The sequence below is a fragment of the Labrenzia sp. VG12 genome, assembly GCF_002237595.1.
Lineage (GTDB): Bacteria > Pseudomonadota > Alphaproteobacteria > Rhizobiales > Stappiaceae > Roseibium.
The window spans coordinates 4,938,654-4,954,237 of the sequence record NZ_CP022529.1; the positions used below are offsets into that span (position 1 = coordinate 4,938,654).

The window sequence follows — 15,584 nt, forward strand, 5'->3', positions numbered from 1 at the left end:
CGTCAGGCCACCGCGGCCGGGTCCAGGAACCCGCCGGACTGGCGGTTCCAGAGCTGGGCATAGACCCCGCCCTTCTGCAGCAGGGCCTGGTGGGAGCCGGTTTCTATGATCCGGCCCTGATCCATGATGATCAGCCGGTCCATCGCGGCGATGGTCGACAGGCGGTGGGCAATGGCAATCACCGTCTTGTCCTTCATCAGATCGAACAGGCTCTCCTGAATGGCGGCCTCGACTTCCGAATCGAGCGCCGAGGTCGCCTCGTCCAGAACCAGGATCGGTGCGTCCTTCAGGAGCACGCGGGCAATGGCAATCCGCTGCCGCTGGCCGCCGGACAGCTTGACGCCCCGTTCGCCGACATGGGCGTCCAGACCGCGGCGGCCCCTGAAATCCTCCAGGTCCGGAATGAAGGACAAGGCATGGGCCTTTTCGGCCGCGCGCAAGGCCTCCTCCCGACTCGCCCCGGACCGGCCGTAGACGATGTTGTCCAGGACGGAGCGGTGCAGCAGGGAGGTGTCCTGGGTGACCATGCCGATCTGCGCCCTGAGGCTGTCCTGGGTGACACCGGCGATGTCCTGGCCGTCGATCAGGATGCGCCCGCCCTCAAGATCGTAGAAGCGCATCAGCAGGTTGACCAGGGTCGACTTGCCCGCACCGGAGCGGCCGACCAGGCCCACCTTCTCGCCGGGCGCAATCTGCAGCGACAGGTCCTCGATGACGCCCTTGTCCTTGCCGTAATGGAACCGGATCTTGTCAAAGATGATCTCGCCCCTGGAGACGGCAAGCGGTTTGGCGTCCTTGCGATCCACCAGCGTGTGGGGCTTCGAGATCGTCTGCATGCCCTCCTGGACCGTTCCGACATTTTCGAAGATGTCGGTCGTGATCCACATGATCCAGGCCGACATGTTGACGATGCGCACCGACAGCGTGATCGCCAGCGTCAGTGACCCGACCGTGACCAGCCCGCTCTGCCACAGGCTGATCCCGAGCGCGCTCAGGGACGCGATGAAGATGCCGTTGACGATCCAGAGCAGGATGACCATTTGCGAGATCGGCCGCAGGATGTCATGAAACTTCCGGGTATGGTCCTCCAGAGACGCGCGGGTATAGGCTTCCTCTTTCCGGCCGGCCGCAAACAGCTTCACGGTCAGGATGTTGGTGTAGCTGTCGACGATCCGCCCGGTCAGGCTCGACCGTGCTTCGGACATGACGGCCGAGCGGTCCTTGATTTTCGGGACGAAGTGAACCAGCAGCGCCACATAGACGACCAGCCAGCCGGCAAGCGGCAGGATCAGCCAGGCATCGACGCCAAGGAACAGGTAAATGGCCGCTGCCACATAGATCAGCACGAACCAGATGGCATCGATCAGGGAGACGACCGACCCGCGCAGGGAGGGGCCCGTCTGAATGATCTTGTTGGCAATCCGCCCGGCAAAATCATTGTTGAAGTAGGTCAGCGACTGACCGAGAACGTGTTTATGCGTCTGCCAGCGGATGAGGTTGGTCATGGCCGGTTCGATGATCTGGAACTTGATCATCGTGTGCCCGGCGCCGAACAGCGGACGCAGCAGCACGACCACCACCAGCATCCAGATCAGTTCGCCGCCGTGATCGGCCAGAAGTTGGTCGGGACCGGTCGTGTTCAGATAGTCGATGATCCGCCCGAGATACTCAAAGAGGGCGACTTCGATGATCGAGACGACAAACCCGAACGCCATCAGCCAGGCCAGAGGTTTCCAGATCTGGCGGATGAAATGCCAGTAAAATGCATTCAGCTCCGAGGGCGGCGGCGTGCCGTCATGGGGCTTGAAGGGCGAGACAATGTTTTCAAGGTAAGAAAAGACCGTGTTCATCGGTCCGGGCTCCGTTTGGCTGTGGGATTCGAAAAAGGGAATCGTACCGGCACGGAGAGGCTCAAAAAGAGTTCGGGTCGCGGGCGGTACGGATGAAAAGACTGATACCGACACGGGAACCGAAAATGGTCTGCGTGTCGGCCTAGTTTGGACCGAGTGGGCGCATAAGGATCTCTGGAGTTATGGTGGTACGTAGGTGCGAAGGCTGCCGGACGCGCCAAAGGTGGCTGTCATCCAGCCCTGTCACCCTAGCGTTTGAGCCGTTAGGATCAAGCCGAAAGTGCGGCGGACCGGAACAACGGCTGCTGCACGTGTGAATTGTGCCACACCCGTTAGACAGCACCAGGCTGTGCCACGCGCAGGTGCTTAAGCCACACCCCATCGCGGGAAAGTGATTGGCTTTGGAAACGCCGGATCGGCTCCTATTTACTGCTGAAGTAGAGAGACCGGACCACGGGAGCGGCAATGCGGCGGATCTTGATCTGGACCACAGGTTTTTTGCTTTTCAATTTCGGGCTTGGCCTGTTTGTGGTGTTCGGAGGCATTCACACAGCCTCCGGGCATTGGAGCAGTGCCAGTCGGACGCCGCTCGGAATTGCACCTGATCCGCAGATTGAACGCCAGGCCATCATCCAGGTCTATGCCGCGCGGGCCTTCAGCTGGCGCGGCTATTTCGGCGTTCACAGCTGGATATCCATCAAGCCGCCGGAGGCGGAGCATTTCACCACCTATGAAGTTGTCGGCTGGCGCGTTCGCCATGGCGGGCAGGCGGTGTCCGCTTCTCGCCGTGCACCGGACAGCCGCTGGTTCGGCTCGGAGCCGCGATTGCTTGCCGAGTTTCGCGGGGAAGAGGCAGAAGTCGCCATTCCAAGACTGCTGGCGGCGATCCAGGACTACCGCCACAACGATGAATACACGGTCTGGCCGGGTCCCAATTCGAACACCTTCATCGCCCATCTCGGCAGGGTTGCCCCTGAACTGAAGCTGGACCTGCCGCCAACTGCCGTCGGCAAGGATTTTCTCGACACGGGCCTCTGGGCCAGAGCCCCGAGCGGCACCGGTTATCAGCTTTCACTCTCCGGCCTTCTGGGCATTCTGGTGGCCTGGGAGGAAGGCCTGGAGATCAACCTGCTCGGACTGACCTATGGCGTCGATGTGAAGGATCTCTCGATCAAGCTGCCGATGGTCGGAAGGGTCGGGTTTTAGCCGGCCATTGTCCGCGCCTTGAGGGTCCCGCACCCACCCGCCTGCTCGAGATCAGCGCACGAGGTCCTTCGCATTTTGAAACGACGGTGCGGCGTCCTTGTTCAAGGTGTCGCGGATGGCCTCCCAGAGGTTGACGAATGCCTGTGACTTGGCGGCGTTGGTGGACATGATCTTCAGCGCTTCCGCATTGCCGACGAAATCGAAATGCCGGGCAAAGAAGGGCAGTTTGGCCGAGTAGTCGACCTGTTCTGCCTTGCGTTCGATTTCCTTGGCAATATGGTGCTGGGCGCCCAGTCCCCAGGTCACCAGGGCTTCGCCCTGATCGTTGAAAATATCCTGGACGCGCTTGTCGTATTCGCTCTTGTTGGTCCTGAGATAGGCGAGGACTTCCTTGCCGACCGGATCCATGGTCAACTCGTTATACCCCTTCTGGCACAGGCCGAATATCTGCGTTCCCGTCTGTGCTGAGATCTTTGTGGTTTGCCCGGCGACGCTCGCGAGTTCCGGCGCCTTGGCAAGCATCTTCAGAACAGGGGACTTGTCGAAATGCGCAAACTTTTCCATCAGCCACTTGCTGGCGTCCTTGACGCCGGGCGGATTTTTGGGGCCGGGAGAGCCAAGAAAGGAAAACAGCACGGTGAAGAACACCGCCGAGCCCATGCCTTCGAAATTCATGGGTTTTTTCATGCCGAAATCCCCGGACATGCGGCGAATGAGCAAAACGCCGAACCCCGCCGACAAGCGCGCCAGAAAACCGCCCATTGCCTTGCCGGCGGTCCAGCCTTCGGCCCCCATGGAGGAAAACCCGGCCACCTTTGCAACGCCGTGCATGAACCCGCTGATGCGTGAGCCTTCTCCGCCCAGCATCACGAGACGACCACCTGCAGCAGTCGCAGCCCTTGTTCCGCTCAGCCAGGTGGCAGCCCCCATGGTGGCGGCCGCGAAAGCGGCCTGAATGCCGATTTCCTGGCAGATCGCCGATGCCGTCATGACCCGATTGAAGTCCTTCAGGTCATCTTCAAACATTTTCAGGTTGCTTTTGTGCAGTTTGAGTTGGGCATCAATCTTTTGCTGAACGGTCCAAGCCATAATTTTTGCCGCCTCATAAAGTCTTCGAGCGCAATCATTCAAATGTTTATTCAGGATAGCCGGTTTCCAAAAGTGACGCTAGGTCATTCAGGCCTGCATGGACCCGGATTTGAAGACAAGGCGAGTTTGTCCGGAAATACAATTTTAAGGCGCCTCTGTTAACTCTTGCAATTATTTCGGGGAGTTTTGCAATGTTTGGAAAACGTAAGGTAAGACCTGGCGCGCCGCTTTCTGAGCCGGGGACAAGTCCCTTCACACGCACCGCGCCGGACGCGGACGGCGTGTTCCGCGCCATTCCGAAGGAAATGTGGGAGGGCGAGCATGGGACTATGCTGCGTGAACTGGGATTTCAGCCGGATGATCCGAGCAACATGCTGCCGCAGAACCCGGGTCTTCTCGAAGCCAGAGCCGATCAGGCGCATGAGGCACAGAAGCGGTTCATGGCAGAAATCAATGAGAGCCTTCAGGGGCAGCTTCCGGGCGTAACGGTTGTGCCCTGGGCGATGATCCCCTGGAGTGTCTGGGAAGGAAGGGTGGCTCTTTTTCTGACCATTTCCTGCAAGATGTTTCCCGCCGAACCCTGGAACATGTTCCTGATGCCGGCGGATGACCGCAGCGCCGAAGCCCTCGGCTGGCAGGTCCATCCATACCGCGAGATCCCGGGGCTGAAGGAAACCTGTACGAGGTTGCTCCTGGAACTTGCCGACGAGCATCAGGCTGTCTTTGAAGCGACGGGGAAGCGGCTCGAAGCCGGTGATGTGTCCGCTCTGGAAAGCTACCAACACTCTTCGCAAAGTGCCCGGGCGAATGTCATCAAGCTGGCACGATACCTGGCAGCCGATCTTTTCGGTCAGCAGAGCTTTGACCGTCACCGTGCGGTTTTCGGCAAAAACCTGGGTTGGGACTAGGTCGCTGTCTGCAATGTCGGTTGAACCGGTGCAAACACTTCCACCGGTTCGGCGACGCCTTTCAGTCTGTGTCGCCCTTTGGACAGCCACGTCAGGGACGAGGCATTGACGAAGTCTGCCGACGCCAGAAGCGGATGATCAAGGAGGGCACACAGGCTTTCGATGCGGCTGGCCAGATTGACCGACGCGCCGATCACCGTGAAATCGAGCCGTGTGCCACCGCCGATGTTGCCGTAAAAGACCCGACCGGGATGAAGGGCAACGCCGAAGGAAAGACCACGTTCGAGCGGGGCCGATTGCAGAAGCTGCAAGGCTGCCGTTTCCGCCCGATGAACGGCGGAGTGAAGGTCGCCGTCAAAGGGAAAAATCGCAAGCACGGCATCGCCGATGAATTTCAGCACCTCGCCGGACTGGGCCTCGATGGCATCAGTGACGGCGCCGAAATAGCTGTTCAGAAGCTGCAGGAGATCTGCTTCGCTGCGCGACTGCGCCAGTGAGGTGAAGCCGCGCAGGTCGGAGAACCAGATCACCGCATCGATCGGACTGCCGTCGCCGCGGGCAATTTCGCCGTTCAGGACCCTGAGGCCCGCGCGGGTGCCGACATAGGTTTCCATGAGCGTTTTGGCGGTGTTGCGGGCGATATGACCTTCAAACACCAGTGTGAGGGCGGGCAATGTCGTTCGAACCAGGTCCAACTGACCGTTGTCGAAACCCGCCGGCGATTTTGTCGCCAGTGTCAGCACCTTGAAGGTTCCGTCTGAGAATTCCAGCGGCAGCGCCTCATACTGATGATAGTCCTCACTCCATAGGTCTTCTCCGATCGGAAAACGGCCCCGCTCCTCCGGTAGGTCGAGCCGCAATGACGTGGCTTCACCTTGCGTGTAGATCCGCTGGATCGGGCTCGCCTCAAGAAGTTTCAGTTGCTCGGGCGAATAGATGAACCAGCGCTGCTCGGAGCCTGTTTCCAGTTCCCAGAATACGAAGGAGGACCGGGCGACCGGGTGCAGGATCGGCGCGCCGAGGGTTGACCTGTCGACTTGAAGTCCTGCCTCACGCAGTTTCGCGCTGTATCTTTCCAGTAGCGCAGCCGGTGAAGCCAGTCGTGGCCCTTCGCGCATCAGCCAGGAGAGGATATCCTGGACGTCCAAGGTGGCAGATGGCGGCACATCAGGTCCTGTGTCCGGTGTCGGGGACTACAGGGTGCCTGAAAACGATCAGGCGGTCCATTCGACTGTTCCTACCTCAGCCCCTCATTGATGCTGTTCAGCACCCGGCTGCCGGGGCAGAGCTCGTCCTTGCCGAGGCTGTTGAGCGGTTTGGTGGCCAGGTTGAGCGTGTGGTTGAGGTCCTGGGATTCCGGGTCCAGATAGAACAGCCCTGTCAGCACCTTGCCCTGGCTATGCGCGGTCTGGAGCGTCATCAGGGCGTCTTCGCGGCTGTCGGCGCGCTGGTCCTCGCGCGCCTTGTGCAGGTTAATGATCGACCCGTCATGGAGGGTAACCGCCTGGCTGGTGCCTTCCTTGTACTGGGTCCGGATTTCCTCGCGCATCGGCACGAAGTCCACCGGCATCGCTTCCAGGTTCTCCCGGGTCGCTGCGTAGCTCTTGGTGGAGCCGACATTGTTGGCGAAGGTCACGCAGGGCGACACCACGTCGATAAAGGCAAAGCCGCGATGGGCCATGGCGGCGCGGACCAGCGGCACAAGCTGTTCCTTGTCGCCGGAAAAGCTGCGCGCGACGAAACTGGCGCCCTGCAGCACGGCAAGCGAGGCGAGATCAATGCCGTCGAAAAGATTGGTCACCCCGGATTTGCCCACAGAGCCCAGATCGGCGGTGGCGCTGTCCTGTCCCTTGGTGAGACCGTAACAGCCGTTATTGGCGACGATATAGGTCATGTTGACGTTGCGCCGGATCAGATGCAGGAACTGGCCCATGCCGATGGAGGCCGTGTCACCGTCGCCGGAGACACCGAGATAGATCAGGTCCCGATTGGCGACACTTGCTCCTGTCGCGACCGAAGGCATGCGCCCATGCACGGAGTTGAAGCCGTGGCTCTTGCCGAGGAAGTAGGTCGGCATCTTTGACGAACAGCCGATGCCGGAGAGCTTGGCGATCCTGTGCGGAGGAATGGCGGAGAGGTAACAGGCATTGCGGATGGCCGCGGAAATGCTGTCATGGCCGCAGCCGGCACAGAGCGTGGAAATCGAACCGTCATAATCGGTGACCGTATAACCAAGTTCGTTCTTCGGCAGGCTCGGATGCTGGAACTTCGGCTTGTAGTAAGACATCAGGCGGTCTCCGGATGCAGCTTGACGATGTCGGCGCTGGAGGTTTTCAGCGCCTGCCGGATCTGGCGGGCTATGGTGCGGGCGGTGATTGGCGTCCCGGAGTAATTCAGGACCGAAGTCAGCTTGTCTGGCGCGATATGGCACTCGTTCATGATCAGCTGGCGCATCTGGCCATCCCGGTTCTGCTCGATCACGAAGACCAGGTCATGCTCATGCACGAAGGTATCCAGGCTTTCGTGGAAGGGGAAAGCACGAATGCGCATGACGTCTATCGGATAGCCTTCCGCGGCCAGGATCTCGACCGCCTCATAAGACGGTGAGGCGGAGGTGCCGAAAAAGAGTGCGCCGAGCTTCAACTTGGTTTTCGGTTTCTTCACGGGGATCGGGTCATGCACCTTGGGTTTCGGCACATAGGACTTGGCGGTCTCGAACTTGCGCAGCAGGCGGTCGACATTGAGAACGTAGTCGTCACCCTTTTCCGAATAGACCGCCATCTCGTTTTTGGACGAACCGCGCGTGAAGAACGCACCCTTGTCTGGATGGGTGCCGGGCAGGGTGCGATAACAGATGCCGTCGCCGTCAACATCACGGTAGCGGCCCCACCCTTCCGCTTCTTCCAGCGCGTCGGCATCCAGAACCTTGCCGCGGCTCATCTCGTAACTGTCGTCCCACACCAGCGGCGGTGACATCCAGTCATTCATGCCGAGATCGAGATCCGACATCATGATCACCGGTGTCTGCAGCTGTTCGGCAAGGTCAAAGGCCTGCACGGTCATGTCGAAACATTCGCGCGGTGTCGCCGGAAAGAGCAGTACATGTTTGGTGTCGCCGTGGCTGGCATAGGCGGCCGCCAGAATGTCCGATTGCTGGCTGCGGGTCGGCATGCCGGTAGAGGGACCGGAGCGCTGCACGTCGATCAGCACGACGGGCAGCTCCGCGAAATAGGCAAGGCCCAGGAACTCGCTCATCAAGGACAGGCCCGGTCCCGAAGTGGCCGTGAAGGCGCGGGCCCCGTTCCAGCTGGCGCCGACGACAATGCCCATCGCCGCCAGTTCGTCTTCCGCCTGCAGGATTGCGAAATTGCGTTTGCCGGTCCCCGGATCGATCCGCATCCGTTCGGCGTATTTGGAAAAGGCATCGACGACCGACGTCGACGGTGTGATCGGATACCAGGCGGCCACCGTTGCCCCGCCATAGATCGCGCCAAGGGCAGCGGCCGTGTTGCCGTTCATCAGGATGTGCTGGCTTTCGCGGATATGCGGCGCGTCATTGATGCTCGGGTCGAGCCGGATCGGCAGTGGGCAGTTGAAATTGTCCTGGGCATATTGATAGCCCATCTCCAGTGCATGCACGTTGGGCGAGATCAGCTTTTCCTTGCCCTTGAACTGGTCGTTCAGAAGGTCCTTCAGGATTGAGAACTTGACGTCGAGCAGCGCCGCGAGGGCGCCGACATAAACGACGTTTTTCAGGAGCTGCTGCAGCCGCGCGACCTTGAATTCCTTCATGCACATTTCGGTCAGGGGAATGCCGAAATAGCTGATGTCGTCGCGGTGCAGATGCGGAGCCAGCGGCCGGGTGGAATCATAGACGAAATATCCGCCAGGCCCGACACTGGCGATGTCGTCTTCCATGGTCTGCGGATTGACGCAGAGCATCAGGTCGACACCGCCGCGGCGGCCGAGATAGCCCTTGGAACTGACCCGGACCTCGTACCAGGTCGGCAGGCCCTGGATGTTGGAGGGGAAAATGTTGCGCGGGCTCACCGGAATGCCCATCCGGAAGATCGCCTTGGCAAAGAGGTGGTTGGCGGAGGCCGAGCCGGTGCCGTTCACATTGGCGAACTTCACCACGAAATCGTTGATGCCCTTGATCTGTTTCATTTGACATTCACCAGGTTGGGCGTGGCCTTGGCCATGTTGTAGAAGAACATCTGCATGTCCCAGGCAGCTGTCGGGCAGCGCTCGGCACAGAGGCCGCAATGAAGGCACATGTCCTCGTCCTTCACCATCACGCGGCCTGTCGGCAGCGTGCCGGAAACGTAAAGATCCTGCTCGAGATTTTCCGCCGGCACCATCAGCTTGGCGCGCAGCTCCGGCTCCGGCGCATTGCCGGTAAAGGTGATGCAACTCGTCGGGCAGATATCGGAACAGGCATCGCACTCAATGCAGTTGGAATCGGTGAACACCGTCTGTGCATCGCAGTTGAGACAGCGCTCCGCCTCGATAAAGGCCGTCTCCGCATCAAAGCCGAGCTCCACCTCGACCATGCGGTCACTGAGCGATTTCTTGAGATCTTCCAGCGGCACGATCTTGCGCTCGTCGGTGATCGGAATGGAATCGTAGCTCCATTCGTGAATGCCCATCTTCTGACCGATCAGGGTGACATGGGGCGGCGGGCGCTGAGACAGGTCCTTGCCCTGGCAATAAAGATCGATGGAAACGGCCGCCTTGTGGCCATGGGCAACGGCGGTGATGATGTTGGACGGGCCGAAGGCGGAATCGCCGCCAAAAAACACTTCCTTGCGGGTCGACTGGAAGGTCTCGTCGTCATTGATGATCGGCGTGCCCCAGCTGGTGAAACGGATGCCGGTTTCCTTCTCGATCCAGGGGAAGGCGTTTTCCTGGCCAATCGCGATGATGACGTCGTCGCAGGGCACGAATTCGGGCTCTTCGCCGGTCGAGACAAGTTCGCGGCGGCCATCGTCGTGATAGACCGCCGTCACCTTGTCGAAGGTCATGCCGGTGAGCTTGCCGTTTTCGACCACGAATTCGCACGGCACATGATTGTCGAGGATCGGAATGCCCTCATGCATCGCGTCTTCCTTCTCCCAGGGAGACGCCTTCATGTCTGCGAAGGGACTGCGCACGATCACCTTCACGTCCTCGCCGCCGAGACGGCGCGAGGTGCGGCAGCAATCCATGGCGGTGTTGCCGCCGCCGAGCACGATCACCCGCTTGCCGATCTCCTTGATATGCTCAAAGGCGACGCTGGCCAGCCAGTTGATGCCGATATGGATATTGGCATCGGCTTCCTGGCGGCCGGGCAGTTTCGGCAGGTCGCGTCCACGCGGGGCCCCCGAACCGACAAAGATCGCGTCATAGCCTTTGGTCAGCATCTCGGCCATGCTGTCGACATAGGTGTCGAACACGGTCGTGATGCCCATGTCGAGGATGTAGCCGATTTCTTCGTCGAGCACGGTTTCCGGCAGCCGGAAGGACGGGATCTGGCTGCGCATGAAGCCGCCGCCCTTGGCCTGTTCATCATAGAGATGCAGCTCGTAGCCAAGCGGGGCGAGGTCCCGGGCCACCGTCAGCGAGGCGGGACCGGCTCCGATCAGGGCGACCTTCTTGCCGTTGCGCGGTCCGGCCTTGGGCAGCATGTCGGCAACTTCGTCCTTGAAGTCGGCAGCCACACGTTTCAGCCGGCAGATGGCGACGGGTTCAGCCTCGACGCGCCCGCGCCGGCAAGCGGGTTCGCAAGGGCGGTCGCAGGTCCGGCCCAGCACGCCGGGAAAGACGTTGCTTTCCCAGTTGATCAGATAGGCATCGGTATAGCGTTGCTGGGCAATCAGGCGGATATAGGCAGGCACCGGAGTGTGTGCCGGGCAGGCATACTGGCAGTCGACGACCTTATGGAAATATTCCGGGTTCGTCGCGTCTGTGGCTTGCATGTCCTTGTCTCTCCCCTCAAGGTCGATGCATCTGCCGCAAATTAAAGCGCGCCAAAATCGCTTGTGTAAAGGTGGCAATGGCCTTGGATGGCGTTTTTGTGACGGTTTGGCAGCAAACGTCGCGAGATCAAATGGCTGCCTCTCTTCTCCGCCGCCAGATGCGCATGATGTTGCGCTGCCGCAAAGCAAGGACTGTTGAAGTGGCTGTGCCCGTTGCTCAAGTGACCATGGACAAGATGACCTCTTGGGCTTAATCACGCTTGTTCAGCCAAGCGGTCAGCTGATCGGTAGCCCGCTTTGGGCCAAGGGTCATCCGGTAGAAGTCAAACAGACCGGGTTTGATGGACGCTAGAAAATAGCAGAAATGCAAAGGGAAAAATCGGCGGCGCAAATAACGGTATTGCTGCGCGCTCATCCGGTCTGGGACACAAATGCTGAAACGCCGCGGTTCCGGCAAGATCTCGCCCGGAGTGTCGTTGAGCGCGTAGCGCGCCACGGGTGGTGTGCGCCCGCCGCAAATAGGGTCATGGGGTGAATAGAGGTCGGTCCAGTCCACACCCGAACGCGCGACGGTCCTCATCGCTTCCCCAAATCCGTGCCCGGCGCCATAACCGCCGAGGCAATCGAAGGCCGGTCCGAGTGTCACAAACGCAAAGCCGCCTTGTCGATGTACGATGTCCGGTCTGCGGCGCAGCACAGCCGCCAGAATGTAGATGGCAACGAACGTGCCGCAACTATGTGAGACGAACACGACGTCTTCGTCCGCGTCCGCCTGCTCCGTCATGGCAACGATCACGTCGGCGCACTCTTCGACTCTTTCCAGCATGTGCGGGTGTTGGTTGAACGCAAGTCTTGAAATGAAGTGCCAGCTGTTGACCAGATATCGGAAGTAGGACTTTCGTTCCAGTAGTCTTACAAGACCATAGACGGCCGCCATCCAGAGACCACTGCATGCCAGAAGCATCGCCCAGGAGACCGCTTGCGCCTGGTCTGGTGGCGCAATTGCAGTCGCCAGAGACAGGATGAACGGTGCCAGCAACAACGGCGGCAGAAGACTGGCAAGCACATAGAGAATGAGGCCGACGGCGGGGTAGAGGCAAAAAATGGCATGTGCCCAATTGCTTTTCCAGACGCGGAAATAGCCGCCTGCTTGGGCAAATCGGGAGAAGGACCGGAACCCGTCCAACAGGGTCCTTGGCCAGAAGCGTTCAAAGTCCGGCTTTATCACATCCCGCCAGCTGAGTTGCACAAACCGCGCCTTCACGGTCTGTTCCGGCCAATTCACCTTGGCCTCCCAAAACGCGGTGTCCCCACCAGGATCAAGATCGTCCCTGAGCGGTGTCAGGTCACCTTCGACCTTGTTCAGTTTCAGGAACGCCTTGAGTTCCTTGTAGATCAGAAGAGACGTCTGTCGCGGTGGTCGAAGGTCATATCCCGGAAAGTACAGTGTCAGTCGTTTTCTTGTCTTTTTTTCTATGGTGTCCACTCACTTTGCCGCCAGTTTCCGATGCGGGATTCGCGCAAGAGGCTGTCATTTAACTTGGAGTGCGAGCACGGGACAAGCTGCCATGGCGCTCAGGCAGTTCTCTTTCAGTGGCTTTAAAAGGAAATCAATTCGGAAACACGACCCAAGCAGGAGCAGCACCCCGGTGGCGTCGAATTGGCCCCCTCGGATTGACGTCAGTTGTTGCATTGCACCAGCAACTGGACTTTTCGGCGTGCCTCATTATGCTGCACCTGCGAAAAGAACGGCCGATGCGGGAACAACGGCCGCGGGAGGAAATGCATCATGAAAATCTGCCGGACCAGGGCGGAGCTGCGCACACTTGTGCGGGACTGGAAGCGCGCGGGCGAAACGGTGGGCCTCGTGCCGACCATGGGCTATCTCCATGAAGGTCACCTTGGGCTGGTACGTCTTGCGCGCCAAAAGGCCGACCGGGTCATCACCACCATTTTTGTCAATCCGACCCAGTTCGGCCCGAACGAAGATCTCGGCACCTATCCGCGCGACGAAGCGCGCGACCAGGCCCTGCTGGAGGCCGAAGGTGTCGATGCGGTCTTCCTGCCGAGCGTTGAAGAGATGTATGGCGCAGGCGGCGACACCTTTGTCGATGTACCCGGACTTGCCGGCATCCTGCAGGGCGCGCTACGGCCCGGTCATTTCCGAGGTGTCGCCACCGTCGTCACCAAGCTCTTCAACATCGCCACGCCCGATTTCGCGGTTTTTGGCGAGAAGGACTATCAGCAGCTGACGCTGATCCGGCAAATGGTCCGGGATCTGGACATGCCGCTGGAGATCCTTGCCCATCCAACCGTGCGCGAGGCCGACGGTCTGGCCATGTCCTCCCGCAATGTGCGGCTCACACCGGAGCATCGCCAGGAAGCCTTGGCGCTGTCCCGCTCGCTAGACCGGGCAGAGGAACTGGCAAAGACCGGCCCATTGCTGGCGGATCTGGAAGCGGCCATCTGGGCAGAGCTCGCCACCGCGCCGTCGGCTGACGTGAAAAGCGTCGATATCCGAGATGCGGAGACCCTGGCCGAGCTCTCCGGTCCCGTCATTCGTCCTGCCGTCGTTCTGCTTGCCGTGCGTTTCGGCGCTGTTCTCCTGATCGACCAGCGCGTTGTCGCGCAAACAACCGTTCAAGACGCCTGATCCGCCATGTCATATGTCTTCAGAAAGGATGCCGCATGAGCACCCAGTCCAAAGTCCGCCGTATCACGGCGCCTCAGATCACAAGGCGCAAGGGAGGCGATCCGATCGTGTCGCTGACCTCCTATCACGCGCATACGGCGGCCATTGTTGACAAATATGCCGATTTCGTTCTGGTCGGCGACAGTCTCGGCATGGTCATGCATGGCATGGAATCGACCGTTGGCGTGTCCCTCGACCTGATGATCATGCATGGCAAGGCGGTGGTGCGCGGCACCGAGCGGGCGCTGGTTGTCGTCGACATGCCCTTCGGCACCTATGAAGAAAGCCCGGCGGAAGCCTTCCGCAACGCAGCCCGGGTGATGAAGGAAACCCAGTGCGGAGCCGTCAAGCTGGAAGGCGGCGTGCGCATGGCCGAGACGATCCGGTTTCTGACCGAACGCGGCGTGCCGGTGATGGCCCATATCGGCCTGACACCGCAATCGGTGCATGTCATGGGCGGCTTCAAGACCCAGGGGCGCAAGGAGACCGACTGGGATCAGCATTTCGAGGATGCCAAGGCCGTCACCGAAGCAGGCGCTTTTTCGGTGGTACTGGAGGGCATGGTCGAGCCGCTCGCCGCCCGGATCACGAAGGAGATACCGATCCCGACCATCGGCATTGGTGCTTCGGCCGAATGCGACGGTCAGATCCTGGTGCTGGAGGACATGCTCGGCCTCAACCCGACCCCGCCGAAATTCGTCAAGGTCTATGGTGACCTCGGTGGCCAGATCGAAGCCGCGGTGAAAGCCTATGCAGACGACGTCAAGGACCGCACATTCCCGGGAGATGAGCAGGTTTACCGATAGGAAGTTCGCGGGATCTGCAATCTTTCCTAGAAGAGAGAAGGAAGCCCTATCCCCAGGGTAGGTCGGTGATCCCGTTTTGCAGCTAAAACCAGAGCGCTGAACTGGGTAGCGTGTTGGGGTCGGACATTTTTAATAAATAATGGTTCAAAATCTCATGGCCTCTTCGAAGCGACTTGCTTTCCGGAAAGGCATTAGATGTTTCCGCTGTCCTTGGAATCTCCCAAGCGCAATCCTGCAGGCCGCGGAACGAGTGGGGAAGCGCTCATGAAGCTCCTGACGTCCGTGCTGTTCCTGGGTCTTTGGCTTGCCGTTGGCACGGTCGGAACAAGGGCGGACACACTCAAGCTCGTGACACTCAGCTACCCGCCCTACGAATACATGGAAGGCGACAAGGTCGAGGGCATTGTCGTGCGGTTGCTGCGGGAGGCATTCGGGCGCCTTGGGCATGATCTTGAAATCGAGGTCCTGCCGTGGAAGCGGGCTTTGCTGATGGCTCGTCAGGGAAGCGTCGACGGCATCTTCACGGTCTATAAAACCGAAGAACGGCTCAAGTTCCTGGACTATTCGGAAACGGTAGTCATGCCACAGGTCGTGTCGATCTGGGCCCTTCGGGGAAGCAATCTTCCCTATGACGGAACCATGGAAAGCCTGAGCGAGGTGTCGATCGGTGTGGTCCATGGTGTCAGCTACGGCGACAAGGCGGACAAGGCCATCGAGGACGGCACACTCAAAAAACTCGACTATGCGCCCAACAGCTCTCACAACATCAAGAAGCTTCTGGCAGGGCGGACCGATGCCGTGATCATGAACCGCTATGGCGCCATTTATCATCTCCGGCTCCAGGACGGTTTTGACAAGGTCGAGGAATTGCGACCTGAAGTGTCCGCGGTCCCTTCCTATGTCGGCTTCTCAAAGGCGCGTAATCTGAGCGGTCTGCGTGATCAGTTCGATGAAGTGATGCAGGCCATGATCGAGTCGGGCGATTACAAAAAAATCGTCGACAATTACTACTTTGAGGCGTTGCCGGAACAGGATTTCTGATCGAATTTGAGTATTTGTAGCAGTGAGTTGATTTG

12 protein-coding genes are annotated in these 15,584 nt (G+C 59.7%); 5 read left to right on the top strand and 7 right to left on the bottom strand.

All coding sequences use genetic code 11. The features are described 5' to 3' along the window. Positions 1-2 precede the first annotated feature (2 nt). A complete protein-coding gene (locus tag CHH27_RS22890; protein WP_094073644.1) occupies positions 3-1,850 on the bottom strand; it encodes an ABC transporter ATP-binding protein in 1,848 nt (615 codons plus the stop codon). A 465-nt stretch (positions 1,851-2,315) separates the two neighbouring features. Here CHH27_RS22890 and CHH27_RS22895 point away from each other — a divergent pair, with 465 nt between their 5' ends. Continuing rightward, positions 2,316-3,056, top strand: a complete 741-nt coding sequence (locus CHH27_RS22895) for a DUF3750 domain-containing protein (RefSeq protein ID WP_094073645.1) — start codon at positions 2,316-2,318, stop codon at positions 3,054-3,056. A 51-nt stretch (positions 3,057-3,107) separates the two neighbouring features. Here the strand turns inward: CHH27_RS22895 and CHH27_RS22900 are convergent, their stop codons facing one another. Next, positions 3,108-4,082, bottom strand: a complete 975-nt coding sequence (locus CHH27_RS22900; protein WP_157739057.1) for a hypothetical protein — start codon at positions 4,080-4,082, stop codon at positions 3,108-3,110. 254 nt (positions 4,083-4,336) lie between these two features. Between CHH27_RS22900 and CHH27_RS22905 the strand changes: the two genes are divergently transcribed. Then, positions 4,337-5,053 (top strand): hypothetical protein, encoded by a 717-nt coding sequence (locus CHH27_RS22905; protein ID WP_094073647.1) that lies wholly within the window; start codon positions 4,337-4,339, stop codon positions 5,051-5,053. On the opposite strand, the gene CHH27_RS22910 is transcribed toward CHH27_RS22905, so the two are convergent. The 5 genes from CHH27_RS22910 to CHH27_RS22930 all read right to left on the bottom strand — a co-directional run bounded on the left by CHH27_RS22910 (position 5,050) and on the right by CHH27_RS22930 (position 12,496). Continuing rightward, positions 5,050-6,219, bottom strand: coding sequence for an adenylate/guanylate cyclase domain-containing protein (locus CHH27_RS22910; RefSeq protein WP_157739058.1), 1,170 nt, complete (start codon positions 6,217-6,219; stop codon positions 5,050-5,052). The two genes, CHH27_RS22905 and CHH27_RS22910, sit on opposite strands and share 4 nt — an antisense overlap. Before the next feature lie 71 nt (positions 6,220-6,290). Then, positions 6,291-7,340, bottom strand: a complete 1,050-nt coding sequence (locus tag CHH27_RS22915; protein WP_094073649.1) for a 2-oxoacid:ferredoxin oxidoreductase subunit beta — start codon at positions 7,338-7,340, stop codon at positions 6,291-6,293. After that, on the bottom strand, positions 7,340-9,220 hold the full coding sequence (locus CHH27_RS22920; protein WP_094073650.1) for a 2-oxoacid:acceptor oxidoreductase subunit alpha: 1,881 nt from the start codon (positions 9,218-9,220) through the stop codon (positions 7,340-7,342). The genes CHH27_RS22915 and CHH27_RS22920 overlap by 1 nt, the downstream gene beginning before the upstream one ends. Then, complete coding sequence (locus tag CHH27_RS22925; protein WP_094073651.1) at positions 9,217-11,010, bottom strand: FAD-dependent oxidoreductase; 1,794 nt, start codon at positions 11,008-11,010, stop codon at positions 9,217-9,219. Before CHH27_RS22925 ends, CHH27_RS22920 begins: the two co-directional genes overlap by 4 nt. Positions 11,011-11,260: 250 nt before the next feature. Next, on the bottom strand, positions 11,261-12,496 hold the full coding sequence (locus CHH27_RS22930; RefSeq protein WP_094073652.1) for a hypothetical protein: 1,236 nt from the start codon (positions 12,494-12,496) through the stop codon (positions 11,261-11,263). 303 nt (positions 12,497-12,799) lie between these two features. On the opposite strand from CHH27_RS22930, the gene panC reads away from it, so the two are divergent. From panC to CHH27_RS22945, 3 genes are all read left to right on the top strand, one after another. Next, positions 12,800-13,663 carry a pantoate--beta-alanine ligase gene (panC, locus tag CHH27_RS22935; RefSeq protein WP_094073653.1) on the top strand — a complete coding sequence of 288 codons (864 nt, stop codon included), beginning with the start codon at positions 12,800-12,802 and terminating at the stop codon, positions 13,661-13,663. A 35-nt stretch (positions 13,664-13,698) separates the two neighbouring features. Further along, complete coding sequence (panB, locus tag CHH27_RS22940; protein ID WP_094073654.1) at positions 13,699-14,508, top strand: 3-methyl-2-oxobutanoate hydroxymethyltransferase; 810 nt, start codon at positions 13,699-13,701, stop codon at positions 14,506-14,508. A gap of 264 nt (positions 14,509-14,772) precedes the next feature. Further along, entirely contained in the window at positions 14,773-15,549 is a 777-nt protein-coding gene (locus CHH27_RS22945) for an ABC transporter substrate-binding protein (RefSeq protein ID WP_094074955.1), read from the top strand. Positions 15,550-15,584: the final 35 nt, after the last annotated feature.

Bases quoted from the DNA above. Each gene is read 5' to 3' on its own strand.
- CHH27_RS22915 (WP_094073649.1), bottom strand. From the start codon at position 7,340: ATGTCTTACTACAAGCCGAAGTTCCAGCATCCGAGCCTGCCGAAGAAC.
- CHH27_RS22895 (WP_094073645.1), top strand. From the start codon at position 2,316: ATGCGGCGGATCTTGATCTGGACCACAGGTTTTTTGCTTTTCAATTTC.
- CHH27_RS22900 (WP_157739057.1), bottom strand. From the start codon at position 4,082: ATGTTTGAAGATGACCTGAAGGACTTCAATCGGGTCATGACGGCATCG.
- panC (WP_094073653.1), top strand. From the start codon at position 12,800: ATGAAAATCTGCCGGACCAGGGCGGAGCTGCGCACACTTGTGCGGGAC.
- CHH27_RS22890 (WP_094073644.1), bottom strand. From the start codon at position 1,850: ATGAACACGGTCTTTTCTTACCTTGAAAACATTGTCTCGCCCTTCAAG.
- CHH27_RS22945 (WP_094074955.1), top strand. From the start codon at position 14,773: ATGAAGCTCCTGACGTCCGTGCTGTTCCTGGGTCTTTGGCTTGCCGTT.
- CHH27_RS22905 (WP_094073647.1), top strand. From the start codon at position 4,337: ATGTTTGGAAAACGTAAGGTAAGACCTGGCGCGCCGCTTTCTGAGCCG.
- CHH27_RS22920 (WP_094073650.1), bottom strand. From the start codon at position 9,220: ATGAAACAGATCAAGGGCATCAACGATTTCGTGGTGAAGTTCGCCAAT.
- CHH27_RS22925 (WP_094073651.1), bottom strand. From the start codon at position 11,010: ATGCAAGCCACAGACGCGACGAACCCGGAATATTTCCATAAGGTCGTC.
- panB (WP_094073654.1), top strand. From the start codon at position 13,699: ATGAGCACCCAGTCCAAAGTCCGCCGTATCACGGCGCCTCAGATCACA.